At 37.4% G+C, this 16,233-nt stretch carries 13 protein-coding genes and 1 pseudogene; 11 read left to right on the top strand and 3 right to left on the bottom strand.

The window, feature by feature from the left end; genetic code table 11:
• The first annotated feature begins 14 nt into the window (after nt 1–14).
• From U859_RS0104230 to U859_RS0104180, 10 genes and pseudogenes are all read left to right on the top strand, one after another.
• Nucleotides 15–749 (top strand): type III pantothenate kinase, encoded by a 735-nt coding sequence (locus U859_RS0104230; protein WP_025142180.1) that lies wholly within the window; start codon nt 15–17, stop codon nt 747–749.
• Nucleotides 730–2,043, top strand: coding sequence for an OmpP1/FadL family transporter (locus U859_RS0104225; RefSeq protein ID WP_084153016.1), 1,314 nt, complete (start codon nt 730–732; stop codon nt 2,041–2,043). The genes U859_RS0104230 and U859_RS0104225 overlap by 20 nt, the downstream gene beginning before the upstream one ends.
• On the top strand, nt 2,043–2,615 hold the full coding sequence (locus U859_RS0104220; RefSeq protein ID WP_025142178.1) for a hypothetical protein: 573 nt from the start codon (nt 2,043–2,045) through the stop codon (nt 2,613–2,615). The genes U859_RS0104225 and U859_RS0104220 overlap by 1 nt, the downstream gene beginning before the upstream one ends.
• 234 nt (nt 2,616–2,849) lie before the next feature.
• On the top strand, nt 2,850–4,934 hold the full coding sequence (locus U859_RS0104215) for a SurA N-terminal domain-containing protein (RefSeq protein WP_025142177.1): 2,085 nt from the start codon (nt 2,850–2,852) through the stop codon (nt 4,932–4,934).
• A 65-nt stretch (nt 4,935–4,999) separates the two neighbouring features.
• Nucleotides 5,000–5,515, top strand: coding sequence for a DUF2480 family protein (locus U859_RS0104210; RefSeq protein WP_025142176.1), 516 nt, complete (start codon nt 5,000–5,002; stop codon nt 5,513–5,515).
• A gap of 103 nt (nt 5,516–5,618) precedes the next feature.
• Nucleotides 5,619–6,392, top strand: a complete 774-nt coding sequence (locus U859_RS0104205) for a DUF3108 domain-containing protein (RefSeq protein WP_025142175.1) — start codon at nt 5,619–5,621, stop codon at nt 6,390–6,392.
• 2 nt (nt 6,393–6,394) lie between these two features.
• Nucleotides 6,395–6,958 (top strand): DUF3109 family protein, encoded by a 564-nt coding sequence (locus tag U859_RS0104200; protein WP_025142174.1) that lies wholly within the window; start codon nt 6,395–6,397, stop codon nt 6,956–6,958.
• 310 nt (nt 6,959–7,268) lie between these two features.
• A complete protein-coding gene (locus U859_RS30895) occupies nt 7,269–7,481 on the top strand; it encodes a zinc-binding dehydrogenase (protein ID WP_025142173.1) in 213 nt (70 codons plus the stop codon).
• Nucleotides 7,482–7,630: 149 nt separating this feature from the next.
• Nucleotides 7,631–7,819 (top strand): annotated as a pseudogene (locus tag U859_RS31545) (zinc-binding dehydrogenase); the annotation flags it as partial.
• 485 nt (nt 7,820–8,304) lie between these two features.
• On the top strand, nt 8,305–8,580 hold the full coding sequence (locus tag U859_RS0104180; protein WP_029985443.1) for a transposase: 276 nt from the start codon (nt 8,305–8,307) through the stop codon (nt 8,578–8,580).
• Nucleotides 8,581–8,933: 353 nt separating this feature from the next.
• Here the strand turns inward: U859_RS0104180 and U859_RS0104175 are convergent, their stop codons facing one another.
• Together U859_RS0104175 and U859_RS0104170 are read right to left on the bottom strand one after the other, a co-directional pair.
• Nucleotides 8,934–10,508: a S41 family peptidase gene (locus U859_RS0104175; protein WP_162799853.1), complete on the bottom strand. Its 1,575-nt coding sequence runs from the start codon at nt 10,506–10,508 to the stop codon at nt 8,934–8,936.
• A 56-nt stretch (nt 10,509–10,564) separates the two neighbouring features.
• A complete protein-coding gene (locus tag U859_RS0104170) occupies nt 10,565–11,467 on the bottom strand; it encodes a helix-turn-helix transcriptional regulator (protein ID WP_084153014.1) in 903 nt (300 codons plus the stop codon).
• 631 nt (nt 11,468–12,098) lie between these two features.
• Between U859_RS0104170 and U859_RS0104165 the strand changes: the two genes are divergently transcribed.
• A complete protein-coding gene (locus U859_RS0104165) occupies nt 12,099–12,281 on the top strand; it encodes a hypothetical protein (RefSeq protein WP_025142168.1) in 183 nt (60 codons plus the stop codon).
• Between the two features lie 2,203 nt (nt 12,282–14,484).
• On the opposite strand, the gene U859_RS0104155 is transcribed toward U859_RS0104165, so the two are convergent.
• Nucleotides 14,485–15,363 carry a helix-turn-helix domain-containing protein gene (locus U859_RS0104155; RefSeq protein WP_025142167.1) on the bottom strand — a complete coding sequence of 293 codons (879 nt, stop codon included), beginning with the start codon at nt 15,361–15,363 and terminating at the stop codon, nt 14,485–14,487.
• Between the last annotated feature and the right edge of the window lie 870 nt (nt 15,364–16,233).

The following is a 16,233-nucleotide window of genomic DNA, read 5'->3' as shown; positions in this document are numbered from 1 at the left end:
GAGGGAGATTTTAAATGCGCAGGTTAAGCATTGATATTGGAAATTCTTCTGCCAAGGTTGCAGTTTTTGCAAATAAGGAAATTGTTCACCATCAGCGTTTCAATAAACTGGGTATAATTGATTTAGCGCAGTTGATCGAAAAATTTTCGCCGGCAAAATCCATCATCAGCAGTGTAAACCAGGAAATTGGCCCACTGGAAGTGTTTTTAAAAAAACATACCGAGTATATCCGTTTTTCAACCCTATTGACTAACGGCGTGCAAAACAGATATAAAACACCTGTTACTTTAGGATTGGATAGGTGGGCAGCAGTTTTGGGTGCAAACGGATTGTACCCTGCAAGTGCAAGTTTGGTGGTAGATGCCGGAACCTGTATTACCTATGATGCCTTAAGCCGATCAAAAGAATATTTTGGCGGAAGCATAAGTCCGGGCATAAAAATGCGTTTTAAAGCGGTGCACGAATTTACCGGCCGTTTGCCTTTGGTAGAATGGGATGAAAAAGAAGGGATAACGGAAGGAACAGATACCCTATCGGCAATCAAAAACGGTGTTTTACAGGGAATAATAAATGAAATTGAAGGCTTTATTGCCCTAAATAATAAAAAAGAAAGTGCCTTAAAGGTAATTATAACGGGGGGGGACGCTAATTTTTTGTATAAGCAATTACAAAACAGCATCTTTGCGCCTCAAATTATAAAAGATCCCTACCTGGTATTAAAAGGATTAAATGAAGCTATTGCAGATTAAAATGTACAGAAGAATAAATTATATTGCAGCCATACTCGTTCTAGTTTGTGGTTTTGGTGCTCAGGCACAGGTTACCACATCATCACCATATTCAAGATATGGGCTTGGAAATATAAAAGGATCTTTATTGCCTCAGTTTAGGGCAATGGGTGGAATTTCTACTGCTGTTGGCAAAGTTACCGGTTTCAATAACATCAATATGCAAAATCCTGCATCGTATGCAAGTATCAACTTAACAACAATTGATATTGGTATGAGTGCGGGTACAACCAATTTAACCAGGGGTAATTTAAGCGAATCAAGCTTTAACTCTACTTTCAGTCACCTGGCATTTGCTGCACCAGTTACCAGAAGATCGGCCCTGAGTTTTGGTATTTTGCCTTATTCTGATTTAGGTTATTCTTATAAAAGCACCACAAAAGTTGATACTACAACCGTAAATCAGCTTTACGAAGGTGAAGGCGGCTTATCTAAAGCTTATTTGGGATATGGTTACCGTTTTGGCGATCACTTAAGAATTGGTGGTAACTTAGAATATATTTTTGGTAACCTGCAAACTACACGTGCAACCGAATTCCAGTCGGTAGGTGCTTTAAACGCAAAACTTCAGAATAAAAACAGTGTTGCAGGTTTAAATTACTCTTACGGAATTCAATATGATTTTAATGTAGGCAAAAAAACATTGGTTACTTTAGGTTATTCAGGTAGTACTTCTGGCAAAATTAACTCTACACAATCATTCTTTGCTACACAGTATACCAGAGATCAGGATGGTAATGAAAATACAGCAATTGATACTTTAAGTTCAATCAACAATGGAAAATCAAGCCTTACTTTACCATTAACACATAATTTCGGTATCGCTATCCAGGAGAATGATAAGTGGTTAATTGGTGCCGATTTTAGAATGAGCAAATGGTCTAAAACCAGTATCAATGGTGTAAACCAAGGTTTGCAGGACAGTTGGGGAGCATCGTTAGGTGGTCAGTTGACGCCTGATGCCTATTCTTACAACAGTTATTTAAAACGTATTGATTATCGTTTGGGCTTAAACTACGATAAAACCTATATCCAGATCAACAATCAGGATATTAAACAAATGGGAGCATCGTTAGGTTTTGGTTTTCCATTACCTACTGCAACAGGTGGTACTGCATTTTATAAAATTAATTTTACAACAGAAGTTGGACAAAGGGGAACTTTAAACAATAATCTGGTAAAAGAGCAGTACATTAACTTCCACTTAGGCTTTACTTTGAACGATACCTGGTTCCGTAAGTACAGGGTTGATTAATGAAACTTAATACATTTTTATATGGTTTGTTTCTGATGTTGCCTTTGTTTTTGGCATCATGTGGAGACGACGATCTAAAAAATGCAAGTTCAGTTTCTATAAATAAGACAATCTTATCGCGTGATAGAACAATCGGGGTTGATATTACTTACAGCGACTCTGCAAGGGTAAAAGCAAAGGGGTATGCTCCAATAATGGATAAGGTTACGCCTGCTAACGGAAGTTCTTATCAGGAGATGATTAAAGGCGTAAACATTGATTTTTATAATCCCAACGGAACCATTGACGGAAACCTGGTTTGCGATTATGCCATCAGGAAAGATGCGGAACTTAAAACAGAGTTCAGGAAAAATGTTGTAGTGAAGAACAGCAAGGGAGATACTTTCTCCTCTCAGGAACTGATCTGGGACGAATCAAAAAAATATTTCTATTCCAACCAACGCGTGTATGTAAAAGGTGCCGATGGCAGTATAGGCGAAGGAATCAACTTTAAGGCTCCCCAGGATTTTAGTACCTACGAAATGGACAGCGGCAATGGAGAGCTGAATATGAAAGAAGGCGTAGCACCTTAGCATACATGTAAGATGGATGAGGTGAGGTGGATAATGTATTCGCAAACCATCGAAATATCTATAGTTTAAAACTAATTTTTAAGGGAAATGTTCCATCTTCCATTAACCATTTTACCTTTTCCATTCCCTTAATAATTAAGCGCTTGATAAATAAAATTTTGTATTTTCTTTTTTAATGCAATTTTGTATCTTGCGCCCTCTTAAAAAAGAACTAAATAAATTTATAATTACAATATGGGATTAATGACATTTTTGCGTAACCGTGCGGGCTACATCCTAGTCTTTGCTATCGGTTTTGCAATTGTTGCATTTTTAGTAGGTGATGCAATTAACGTGGGTAAACCTTTTTGGTCGGCAAATCAAAAAGTTGTAGGGTCTATTGATGGCAATGATATCAATATCGACGAGTTCGGACCAAAAGTTGATCAGGGTGTAAACCAAATGAAACAACAATATGGCGGTAGTGCAAACGCACAGATGACCGCTATGGCTGTTGATCAGGCATGGAATGCAGAGCTTGCTAAAGTTTTGTTAACCAAAGAATACGATCGTTTAGGTTTAAGCGTATCAGAAGATGAGTTGTTGGATTTATTACAAGGACAAAATCCTAGCCCATTGATCAAACAATATTTTTCTAATCCACAAACCGGGCAGTTAGACCGTGCAACCTTGATGAACTTTCTAAAATCGAAAGAGCCTCAGGCGTTACAGCAATCTACCATGTTACAGGAGGAGATTAAAAATCAGGCATTACAAACCAAATATTCTAACTTAATCCGTAACTCGGTTTATGTAACTTCGTTAGAAGCTACAGATGAATATAACAACCGTAACAAACTGGCCAACTTTAAATATGTAAGTTTAGATTATGCTTCTATTCCTGATAAATCGGTTAAATTAACTGATGCTGATTATTCGGAATATTACGATCAGAACAAAGCGCGTTTCAACAATCCTCAGGAAACACGTGCTTTCGAATATGTTACTTTCAGCATCAGCCCAAATAAGGCAGATTCATTGGCCATCAAAACTCAGGTTGATAAAATTGCTGCTGATTTCCAGGTAGCTAAAAACGATTCACTTTTCGCAGCAATCAATTCAGAAGTTAAAGTTCCATTTACTTATTTAACCAAAGGTAAATTAGATCCGGCAGTTGATTCGGCAGTGTTCGCTTTACCTGCAGGTAGTTTCTACGGTCCGAAATTAACTGGTAACTCATACAAAATTATAAAAGTGGTTGCTACCCGTATCTCTCCTGATTCGGTAAAAGCAAGCCACATCTTAATCGACCCTGCTAAAGTAGGTGGCGAAGATAAAGCAGTTAAATTAGCGGATTCATTAAAATCATTAATTTTAAAAGGTGGCAACTTTGCTGAACTTGCTAAAAACTATAGCGTGGATGGTTCGAAAGATAAAGGTGGCGAACTAGGTACTTTCGCACGTGGTGCAATGGTTCCTGAATTTGAAAACGCAGCTTTTGATGGTAAAACCGGAGATATTAAAGTGGTAAAATCACAATTTGGATACCATGTAATTAAAATCGAAAAGCAGATCGGTTCTTCTAAAGTAGCTAAATTGGCTTATGTAGAAAAAGCGTTAACAGCAAGTAGCAAAACCCAGGCGGCAGCTTATAAAGCAGCGAGCAGTTTCTTAGCTGACGTAAAAGGTAACGATTTTAGCAAGTTTGCAACCCAAAAAGGATTAAAAGTAGGTGTGGCTGATAAAGTTGCACCAACACAAGGATTTGCAGCCGGTTTAGATAACCCGCGTAAACTAATCCAGGATGCTTATGCAGCAGATAAAGGGGATGTATTACCAGAAATTTACACCATGAGCAATGCTTATGTGGTAGCTCACTTAACCAACATTAGCCCTAAAGGCATCTTATCATTGGCTGATGTGAAAAAAGAAATCGAACCAATGGTAATCAATGCGGTTAAAGCAAAACAACTAAAAGAAAAATTGGCTGGCGCAGGTAAAGGAAACTTAGATCAGGTTGCTGCTAAAGTTGCCCGTCCGGTTAACCCAGTTCAAAATGTTGTATTTGCTAACCCTGTAATTCCAGGTGTTGCGCAAGAAAATGCTTTAGTGGGTAGCGTATTTGGTTCACAGCCTGGTAAAGTATCTGCTCCTGTTCAGGGCGAGCGTGGTGTATATGTATTTACTGTTGATGGATTTACAAGCCCTGCTCCAATTGCCAACATGTTTAAACAAAAAGAAAGCATGTTGTTAAGTTTAGGTCAGCGTTCATTAGGATCAGCTTTCCAGGCTTTACAGGAAAATGCCAAGATAAAAGACAATCGTGTGAAATTCTATTAACCAGAAAATACGTAATTTTGTAACCGTTCCGATAGATCATCGGAACGGTTTTTTTATTTAAGGCCATGGAAATTCAAGAGAACATCGTTAATAAAGTTGCCAGTAGTGGTTTAATCACCTTAAACCTCGAAGACTTTTATCACAAAGGAGAAAGAGTACTGTATGATATTGTAGATAATCTTTTTCATGGCTTGATGTTAAGGGAAAAAGATTTTAGGGCTTTTATCAAAGATCATGATTGGGCACAATATCAGGATAAAAATGTAGCCATTACCTGCTCTGCAGATGCCATTGTTCCTACCTGGGCTTACATGTTATTGGCCAATAAACTTCAGCCTTATGCCAATGAAGTGGTATTTGGTGGATTGGATACTTTAGAGGCAGTATTGTTTACTAAAGCTCTTTCTAAAGTTAATCCACAGGATTATGCCAATGAGCGTGTGGTGATAAAAGGATGTGGTGATATTGATGTACCTGTTTCTGCTTATGTAGAAATTACCAACTTGCTTACCCCGGTGGTAAAAAGCATCATGTTTGGTGAGCCATGTTCTACCGTACCTGTATATAAGCGAAAAGATTAAATTTTGGTTTGCTTTTTGTATATCTTCATAGTGAAAAGGAATTTGGCCGGATTTTAAAGAGGCCTGATTCTTTCTCAACCACACACAAATGAATACAAAAGCAATGAAAAAGATATTGATAACCATAACGGCTGGCTTATTTAGCCTTTTTGCAGTGGCTCAGGAACTTCCCCTGAAGAAAGAAGCTGTTTTTCAGGAAGGTGAAGTTTTACAATATAAACTGAGGTACGGGTTTATTACAGCGGCAGAGGCTACGATTAAAGTAAGCAATTCTGATTTGAAGTTTGATAACAAGCCTACCTATAAACTTACGGTTGATGCGCAGACTTCGGGTACGTTCGATATTTTTTATAAAATAAGGGATCATTACGATTCGTACATTGATAAAACTGATCTCTTGCCATATTTCTATCAGGAGAATATCCGTGAAGCAAGTTATAAGCGTCAGGATAAAGCGCGTTTTAACCAGGATGGAAAAAAGGTAGTTTCGAACAGGGGGACATTTACCACGCCAACAAATCAGACTTTTGACCTCGTTTCGGCCTATTATTTTGCCCGGAGCCTCGATATCAGTAAGATAAAAGTTGGCGATAAATTTAAACTGAACTATTTCTTAGGGGATGAAATTTCGGCACTTGAAGTTGAATACGTTGGTAAAGAAACCGTTAAATGTAAATTAGGCAATATCCGCTGTTTAAAATTTAGCCCGTCGATAAAGCCGGGTAGAATTTTTAAAAAAGACAGCAGGTTGTACCTTTGGGTAACCGACGACGGAAACCGCGTACCTGTAAAAGCTCAGGTAGAAATATTGGTAGGTGCGGTAACTATGGAATTAAAATCGGCCGATGGCCTTAAATACGCTTTAGCAAAAGAATAATGATGATAGAAGTTGAACAGGTGCTGGTGCACGAAGATGTGTTGAAAGAAAACTTTGTTTGTAACTTAAGCAAATGCAAAGGGATCTGTTGTGTGGAAGGTGATTCGGGCGCACCCTTGGATAATGACGAGAAAGGCATTCTCGAAGAAATTTATCCGAAAATTAAACACCTGTTGAATGAAAAAGGCATTAAGGCAATTGAAGCGCAAGGCGTCTACGTTGTAGATGAAGATGGCGATTTAACCACACCCTGTGTTGATAAAAATAAAGAATGTGCTTATGTGCTTTTTGAAGGAGGCATTACCAAATGTGCTATCGAAAAAGCTTACGAGCAAGGTATTGTAGATTGGCAGAAGCCTATCTCTTGTCACTTATACCCTATCCGCATTACCAAATACCCTGAATTTGATGTGTTGAATTACGATCGCTGGCACATCTGTCATGATGCCTGTACTTTCGGTCGTGAGCTTAAAGTGCCTGTATATAGTTTTCTAAAAGGACCACTTATCAGGAAGTATGGAGAAGAGTGGTACAAAGAGCTTGAGAGTTCTGTGGCGGCGATGTAAGCGCTTGATGAACTGTAATTGTAGTTCTTGGTATGATCTTTTACTTATAAATGATTTATAAAATTGCCTTATAAATTTATGTATTGATTAGCCTTATGAGACTTAAGTTGCCTATATTAACTCTGTTATTGTTGTTGGGATATTTCAGGCGAAATTGTAGAAAAACGCAAAAATAATAATGGATTTGAATAGGTGATGCTGTTTTCACACTTTCACCCAATGCCCATGGATATGCAGAATATATTACGGTAAATACAGTTTTTTAAGAAAAAATACAGCGAACCTAAGCTTTGAAAATGCCGCCATTCCGATGGCTGGATTGACTGCTTGGCAACCGCTGGTTCACGAAATGAATGTCAGAAAGGGCGATAAGATTTTGATTCACGCGGCATCAGGCGTGGGACACTTTACGGTGCAAATAGCCAAAAACCTAGGTGCTGAAGTCATTGCTACCTCTTCCGGCAAAAACCGTGACTTTGTGATGTTACTTGGTGCTGATAAACATATCGATTACCATACTTAAAAGTTTAGGGAAGTAATTGAGAATGTTGATTTTTTTTATACCGTAGGAGAAGAAACTTTGGCACATTCTATTGATGTGATAAAGCCTGGCGGTACTATCCGATCTATTTTGGCTCTTGTGGACGATAGTTTGAAGATAAAGCAAAAGGCAAAAACGTTACCCTTTCTTTATGGGGGATGCAACCCAAAGGAGTCGATTTAAGAGCCATTGCAGATTTGGTAAAAAAAGGTTTACTGAAAACACACATCGCTAAAATTTATCCCTTTGATGAAATGGTAGAAGCTCATATTCAAATTGAATCCCGCCGTACAGCTGGAAAAATTGTAGTTAAAGTTTAAGAGAAGTATTCAAGTAAGGACCCATGAGTTATTGGCACAGTAAGGATTTTCTGTTGCTTTTTTCGTTTTTTTAGTTGTTTTTGCCATAAGGTAAATGGTTTCTCTTTTATAATTCCACCTTTGCAATATGTCAAAACTATATTTGGATTTATGATATAAATTATCATATCTTGTTTCGCCAACTGTCTAACACGGGATAGGAGTGGTAGTTTGCGACACGGAAGTGGGGACTTCCGTGTCATTTTTAAATTGAACTTATTTATTTCGACGTCGACTTAATAATATGTGAGTAGCGTCTTTCTTGAATTGCTTTGAAGGCTTAAATGTAGGTATGTAAAAATCGCAATGAGCGCCAGAATTTTGGAAATAATGTCTCTCCTGACCATGTGCACTTCCCAAAATTCAGACCAGCTAAAAGTAGAAATTCTAGACCGAGCGCAGCTATGGGAAAAACCATAAATTTTATTTGGTAATATGAAAAAAGAATCAAATTTACGGAATCCCAGATTGTAAAAGCAATCAAGGAACATGATAGCGGCAAAAACGTGCATGATCTCTGCACAGAATTAGGAGTTAGCACTGTAGCCTTTTATAAATGGTGTCAAAGGTATGGCGGAATGGAAGTCAAAGAACTCTCGAAATTAAAAACGCTGGCAGAAGAAAATGCACGTTTAAAGAAAATGTATGCAAATCTTAGCCTCGTGTATGAAGTTTTCAAGGAGGCTGTAGAAACAAAAGCTTTGACGCCTGAAGAAGAGTGATTCAGTGGATGAACTGTAAACCAAAAGGTTGTTACTTATTTATTTTTGGCAGGGTGGGTTCAATCCCTTCTGAAGTATAAACTCGTTTTAGTGCTTATAAGTTAATAAATCATTGTCAGTTGACCCTTCCTTGTCGAAAACAATTCTAATATAAGGTTCTATTTGTCAATGCATCTTAAAATAATTAAAAAGTGGTGTACGATGGGGTCGAGCAAATTGGTTTTTCTATATAGAGGCTACTAACGCTAAGTTGGCAAGTCAGAAATCTGGTTCTGAGATTTAAAGATTTCACCATAAACTTCTATAACCACAGTATCTTTTACGCTGATAGCGTTTTAATGCGACTCTTCGCATTATTTTTGTTGTTCCAGCTCCAGTACTTTTGCAAACATGGGGTCATGCTTTTGGAGAAAATCTTTCCCAAAAACATTCTCTTTTGTCGTTGCCCGCAAATATAGGGCCTCAAAGGTATATTGAACGGGGTATTCCACATGATTCTGAAAAATATCATCCACTTTTTTAATATCTGTTAGATCAATCTGGGGTTCAACCCTGAAGATGAATTTGCTAAAAGGCAACATCACCATCAATGTACTTGCCTGAAGCCCACTCAACAAATCGGGTGTCTCACCAATGCTAATGAGCTGTTCACTGTTTTTCGCCAGGCTGGAGAGGTTGCTGGCCGAGGAATAGATGAATTTATCCTGGAGCACATATATTTTCCCATCAAAAGGCAAGGTTACACTGTCGGGCACAACAAAATTAAAATTCTGTTTGATGTAGTACATATCCTGCGATTTCAATTTGGGGATGCCCGGATCAAATGTGTAGGTGGGATTCTGCAATATAGAATCCCTGTTGATATGATAATGTGCCTGAATATAAGGGCTGAAATTTCTGGCCACCACTACCTTTTTCTTTAAAGTATCCTGAACCAGCTTGCTCAGGAATTTACTATAAGTATTATCGCTTCCCCCACCATTTCCCCTGATATCAATCACAATAGCTTTGATTTTTTTATGTTGGAAAGCAGCAATCAGACGGAGTTTAATGGTATCTCCGAGTTCTTCCCTCATGGCGGGAATTTTAGCATAAAATACGCCCGTTTTATCAAAATAATGGGTGACTACGGTATCGGTCTGACTGAAATAACCATACTCGTTGTTTTTCCTGGTGAGAAAGGTAACCGTATCCTGTTTACCAATAGTTAATTGATACCTGTTTTTATTTTTATCGATAAAATCAAGTTTAAGCACTCCATTTTTATAGATTTCTGCCGGCCAGTAAAAATTCTCATCATATACCCTATTTTTTGCCCTATCCCAACGTAAGGGCGAAACAAGTGCTGTGAGTCTTTTCACAAAATTATGAATGTTTTTACCGTTGCAACTCAGGAGTCTCATTCCAGAGGGATAATTTTTTCCCTTGTAACTAAAGCCTAGCAAATTGTAATATTCCCCTGAAGTATAGATGAGGTTGAGTTCCGGCTTAGCATAGTACGCTTCTTTTAAATATTTAATATATTCATACATGTTGGCTGTACTGGCGCTGTCAAATGATACCAACTTGGCCGGCATCCAATATTTTTTTACAATATCGAGTAAAGTTGAATTTACCTGGCTGGTATGACCATCTTGAGCAGCGTTTAGCGTTTTTTTGATAATCTGCAGATATTCACCCATGGATGTTTTGGGCTTGATTTGCCTTTTCAGCTGCCTGGACTGCTTGTCAAAGTCTATACCCCGCACTTCCTGATTATAATAGATTACAGGGCTTATCTGTTTGATATAAAATACAAGCGAATCATGCTCTTCGAGCATCTCCGTATAAGATATTTTTGGTAGTTTGTCTTTACTATCAAGCTGGGCCTTTGCAATCAGGGAATCAGCAAAAAGCAAATAAATAACGATAAAAGCGAAATATTTCATGAGTTGATTTTTTACAAAGAAAATCAAGATCAATTTGTAAAAATTGTAAAAATCGTTCATTGATGGTGTTTATTATTGTAGATCCACGCCAGGTCATTTTGCTCAATGGAAATTTTATTTAAAAGCTGCCCCGGCGAAAACCCGGAGAATGCCTTGAAATCTTTTATAAAATGGGCTTGGTCATAGTAAAGATTAGCATAGGCAATACTTGTTAAATGGTGTTGACCACGGAGGATTTCATTAAGGATATTTCTAAAGCGATGGGTATTCATATAGGATTTAGGGTTCATGCCTACATTGTTTTTAAACAGGCGAAACAATGTGGGAGCGCTCATTCCAAGTTTTTTAGCGAGTCTTTCAATAGTTAAATTTTGCTCACGGCCTGTTTTTATTAGATGTAATGCTTCTATCATCTTATCCGAGTGTCTGATATTTAAGTTTTCCAATAGCAGGTTTTCCAATTTCTCAGCTCTTCTTGGAAGACTATCCTCATCGAACAGCCGTTCGAGAAAAAAATCACACTTACGGATGAATATATCAAATACATGATCTGTGGCCAGTAAGTCTTGATAGGACTCACGGGTAAAAGCAATTAAGGCAGCAGGCTCGAAAAGAATGCAGATTTGATCCAAAGCCGAATTGATATCAACCTGAAATGGCATTCTATGAAAACCGAACAATCTGCTTTTGAAACCGGAAGCACCCAGTGTAATGATGCAGTTATTGGATTTTGAATTGCAGGTATAATCGATTGTATTTTCCTTGTAAATGGCAAGGCAGAGGTTGTTATTTGGAAATGTGGAATAGCTTAAAAATCCAGGATCTGACTTTTTAAAGAATAAAAAATATTGAACATATTTTTTTAGAAATTCATTCCTGGGCTTGATAATTTTAGATTCCATTATTAAATAGGCAAGATCGTGACGTTGGGAAAAAGTACTCAAAAATAATCTGATCATTTTACTTTTTACAATATCCAAATCAAATTCTTCGTGTTAATGCGATTGTTATTTACTTTTTAATGCCATTTATTGAAGCTAAACATTCGGTTATTGCATAGTTTAAAATTTTCACCACAAGATTATCATCTGATCTTCAATCCATAGAAATGCTATCAACCTACATTGGAACAATCGTCTAGGCGAAGGCAATGTTAACAAACTTAAGACTATTAAACGCCAAATGTATGGGAGGGCAAGCTTCGATTTACTTAAGAAAAGACTGACGTTGGCACCGGATTGACCGCAATAGTTGTGAGTATAGATGGAAGAGACCGCCTGGTAGGTACAGACTTTTTTACCATCAGCTTGCTGAACATAATCTGACATCACCCTATGCTCGGGCCGTATCAGATATTTGAGATAACGTATATTTGAGAATTTAAATGCTTAAATATAATTATTTAAGAGATAGGAAGTGCAAAACCAATATAGTAATCCCTGAGCGGACGTAAGTTCGAACCAGTATATGGAGATCCTCCCGAAGTCGCCGGCATATGTAACCTTCCCTATAAATTGGACTGTTCTCCACACCTGCAACTTTTTCTTGATAACATTGTTAAAGTATAATTAATCAACTAAACGAAGAAATATGAAGACAAGACCAATCTCACCTAAGGTTCATGGAATAGCAGATTATGTTCTGGTTAGCAGCCTGCTTACATTACCCTCCTTATTAGGATTTCAAAACAAAGTTAGAAGCTTTTATGCATTTGAGACATACCCAGAAGAGATTCTTGATGATCTATCTGGGGATGCTGGGACAGTTGGTTAGAGTTAATAAATAAAACACATTTTATGTGGTTGACCATGTTGGCGAGATAAATACCTGCCATATAAGTTAGCAGGTTAGTTCCGCATTTAAGAATAATTCTGAAAAATTATGATAAAATGTTATTTCCCACAATATTACAGGCGGCTAAAGTGCTTGTAATTTTCGAATACCGTCGTTATACAACGATTTGAAATATTTTTTGACTTCGAGGTACTGGGTACATTATCAACGAACTAAGCATCCAGAGTGTTTGAAATTTGGTACTAAAATTGTCTATCAGAAAATTGGATTCCTTTATTTTTATTAATCAGTATATGAGAGTACCGTTGGGTAACATCTTCCATTTATCGGGCCTATCCATTTTGGAATCTGCCCGGGAGGAAAATCGGCAGCCCAATACAATAGCAGCTTTCTACGCCAGGATCAATTTTGTTTTGGTGCTTTCGCCTTAGCCTCCGACTTCAACAGGTAATTTCCTGAACTCAGATAAAAGATTTCCGGGTCAGTACAATTTATATTTCCAACAAGTTTTTGGGATTTGAGACTTATTAAGAAGAAGGTATAAATCTACTTCACTATTAATCAATTCAGTTCTTGAACAGCAACTGTTACATTGGATCTACAGATAGTTCGCTAGACCCTTGAGTAATCCAAAGATGAGTTTGTTACACTAGAAGATCTAAAGCTTTCACAGAAAACTTCATTTCGTGTAATAAACTGAGGGGTTGATGTAAAAAAATAGATCTTAGAGAAACTGTTTTCCACTTTTGTTACACGGCTGGGAAGGCTGTTAAATCTATTGATAAAGATATTTAAATCATCCATCCAACGCTGGGTTCCATTAAAGCCAACCCTTCAACTGATGGATGATTTTCTAATCTAAATTCAACTTTCAATGACCTTTTATGGAGAAAACCAAAGTAGTTTTAAAATTGACCTGTGTTTTGAATACTCACTAATCCACTTTTCTTATCTGCTTGTTTTAAAATTATGGTTGTTGCAAGGAAAATACCACCTAATCTTTTATTATGATCCGACCTAGAATTGAAAGTGCAATTGGATTTCCAATGCTTATTGATCTGTTTTTTTTAAAAAAACAACTCTCTACAGTCTAAAAGGATTAGCTGAGCTATCGCACAACGGATAATCCTTGCTGAACACTAAATTTTTGGTCTACTCCCCCTGATTTCCAGTCGCTCGACATCAGGGAAAGACCAATATGACATCTGCATCTTCACAATATAAATGTTGTACAGTCTTTGTTGAGTCGAATCCAGAGTTAGTGCAGATATTTTCTTTTGGAGGCGGCCTATAATTACATCCCAAGCTTTTGAGGAAAGGGGTATAATCCATATCCCCTTTCATTTAATACGCTCCATAGACTATCTGTTGAGATCTCAGCGCTTTATGATTAGAGCTTCTTCACCATCAGTGTAAAGAATCGGAAGCATGCAATGTAATCTTGTGAATTTCCTCCCAGTGAAAAAAAAGTCAACTATTGAAAACCATTAACAGTTTTGTTCCGCATGCCATTGAGATAATCAGCCTCCTTTTTTAGAATGAGGACAGAAAGACTCAGTTGCCTAAGGTAGGAAGGTAATGACTGATATTAGAATGACAACTACATTCAAATATCATAGCCTGCTTTGATGCTTCATTCAATACCCAGGATACTTACACCAAAAATTGAAGTCGGACAGTAGTTTTCACATATCCGACAATGCTGGTATTGAGTCGCTTTGATCACGAAGAGGGTATACAGATGCCTATAATTGATAAAAGAATGAAAGAATCTATTTAAGTCAATTGTAGGGATTAACCTGATGCTTTCTGCTGATTGCAAGTAAAAAGATTTCATTGTTGATCTTTGTGCTGCTTCGTGGTTTTCGGCAAAGAGATAGTTTTCCTGCCCCAGGTTTACCATCCTTTTCCCATTTTCCAGCAGGTTATTGTCATTTGAATGCTACCATGATAAAGCTACGGACTCAAGGCATCCCACATAGCATCAGCTTAGGCCATTGCAGTCCCAATCAATCGCGTTATCGCAAATAAGGGATGTCTTAAATTTGATACCTAAATTCTCGTGTATTGCTAACAGTAATAAAAAAGTGTTCCTTATTGAAGGATTAAAATTCATTTAAAATATGGTATTGAAGCTTGAAATAAATGGTCCAGAAATTATCATCTTTTAAATACCATGGAATTAATCTGTATGGATGCTCGACTGAAGATTCTTGTATTTTTTTGGGCTATAGCCAGCATGTTTGGTAAAAAACGCACTGAAATTATTTTCTTCGGTAAAGCCCATACGGTAGCTTATTTCCTTGATCGTTAATGTACTATGTGTGAGGAGGCTCTTCGATTCCTCGAAGAGCTTTTCAGTCACCATCTGTTTGGCAGAACGGCCGTATATGTTATTCGTAGCCTGATTAAGACGCCTTGGGGTAATTTTCAATGCTTGGGCGTAATAATCGATTTTTTTTTCCTGTTGGTAAAAAATATGAAGATGTTCTCTAAATTTATTTGCAATTTCTCTGTCTTGATTATTGCTAAACTGGACATCAGGATTCTGCAGTCCCTGGGATAGAAAGGTAGATCGGAGTAAAATCGCCTGGACAGCATTGTGAATAATATCGGTATGTAAGGGAGCCTGTTGGCGGTTTGCGAGTTTTTCGAGAAATTCCATCTGTAGTGTAACATATTCGGCAATGTCGACTGACGGTCTGCTGATATAGATTCTGTTCAGATCAAAAAAAAGATTACTGTTCTGAATGAAATATGCATCATTTGGAGTTCTCGCATAAAATCCATAATCGAAAGCTATTATCCAAAATTCTCCTTGTTGATCTAGAATGAAGGAATGGTATCTGTCTGGACCTACAAAAACAAAATGGCCTGCGGCCACGGGGAAGCGTTCATTTTCTATGCAATGCAATAATTGAGTGTCTGTGCTGAATAATATGAAAAAATAGGGCCATCGCCTTGGAGTACTGATATTTCCCAGAATCGTTTGAAGACCAGAAGAGTGTCCAACATAGATATGGTTTTTGGTTATAAAATCTTTTCTATCCGTTATGTTCATGATAGGTAACCTATTTAGCGTCCAAATAAACTGCAATTTGCTAATATAAATCTTTTCAGTATTGAATTTGCAAATTATGTTATCAAAACATTCACAATGGGATACTTTTAGTAAAAATATTTAGTGCTTTTCTGGAAGTTAGTGGGATTATGAACAAATATATGCAGGAATTGTAGCTTGAGGCATCTGGAACCTGGAATCGGTGAATATAGGCTGTCGTATTTAAGCTACGATTGCATAAGTCCTGTTGATCGGTTCGAATGTGTTATACTAGGCTAATAGCCCACCTCCATTAGCTGATGGTAACTCTTGCCATTGGAAAAAAGTAGCTAGCTCAACAATGCGATAAAGTTTAGTGTAATAAGAATAATCGTGGGATACAAGCAATGCCTTATTAAAAAGGTTAATGTTTGTCCTTATCTGCCAAAAAAAGAAACAGCAAAAGATCATTGATGGCTGATCTTTTATAAAGTTTCAGACTTTTCAGGTAAAATTATTTTATGGTTGTGAGAAGACTACTGGTTTATGGTGCTCTGTGTGGTGCAGGCCTTTACTGCCCCTTTTCTTGCCCCTGATGGTTCGCATTGCTAAAAGAATAATATTATTTATGATGAGTGTTGAGAGGGGGCAGGCTTTGGGGAGCTTTATTAAATACCCTTTTTAACCAGTTTGTACTTATCCTTATTAGATCAATCCTAAAATAGTTTTGATTCTGGGCATTTCTTAAGTTCTTTTGGCCAAGTACTATGACACCGACTGTGGGCATGGCTTCTTATGGAGGTCTAGGACGCGCCTTAAAAGGATACAGTAGGTGAGCGTTACTGTAAGGAGGCAAAAACTGTTATGAGTTTCAAGGCTAATGCTAAATGG

The organism is Pedobacter jeongneungensis (assembly GCF_000633455.1).
GTDB lineage: Bacteria > Bacteroidota > Bacteroidia > Sphingobacteriales > Sphingobacteriaceae > Pedobacter > Pedobacter jeongneungensis_A.
This window is presented reverse-complemented; position numbering and strand designations above follow the sequence as displayed.

Bases quoted from the DNA above. Each gene is read 5' to 3' on its own strand.
- U859_RS0104230 (WP_025142180.1), top strand. From the start codon at position 15: ATGCGCAGGTTAAGCATTGATATTGGAAATTCTTCTGCCAAGGTTGCA.
- U859_RS0104225 (WP_084153016.1), top strand. From the start codon at position 730: ATGAAGCTATTGCAGATTAAAATGTACAGAAGAATAAATTATATTGCA.
- U859_RS0104220 (WP_025142178.1), top strand. From the start codon at position 2,043: ATGAAACTTAATACATTTTTATATGGTTTGTTTCTGATGTTGCCTTTG.
- U859_RS0104215 (WP_025142177.1), top strand. From the start codon at position 2,850: ATGGGATTAATGACATTTTTGCGTAACCGTGCGGGCTACATCCTAGTC.
- U859_RS0104210 (WP_025142176.1), top strand. From the start codon at position 5,000: ATGGAAATTCAAGAGAACATCGTTAATAAAGTTGCCAGTAGTGGTTTA.
- U859_RS0104205 (WP_025142175.1), top strand. From the start codon at position 5,619: ATGAAAAAGATATTGATAACCATAACGGCTGGCTTATTTAGCCTTTTT.
- U859_RS0104200 (WP_025142174.1), top strand. From the start codon at position 6,395: ATGATAGAAGTTGAACAGGTGCTGGTGCACGAAGATGTGTTGAAAGAA.
- U859_RS30895 (WP_025142173.1), top strand. From the start codon at position 7,269: ATGGCTGGATTGACTGCTTGGCAACCGCTGGTTCACGAAATGAATGTC.
- U859_RS0104175 (WP_162799853.1), bottom strand. From the start codon at position 10,508: ATGAAATATTTCGCTTTTATCGTTATTTATTTGCTTTTTGCTGATTCC.
- U859_RS0104170 (WP_084153014.1), bottom strand. From the start codon at position 11,467: ATGATCAGATTATTTTTGAGTACTTTTTCCCAACGTCACGATCTTGCC.
- U859_RS0104165 (WP_025142168.1), top strand. From the start codon at position 12,099: ATGAAGACAAGACCAATCTCACCTAAGGTTCATGGAATAGCAGATTAT.
- U859_RS0104155 (WP_025142167.1), bottom strand. From the start codon at position 15,363: ATGAACATAACGGATAGAAAAGATTTTATAACCAAAAACCATATCTAT.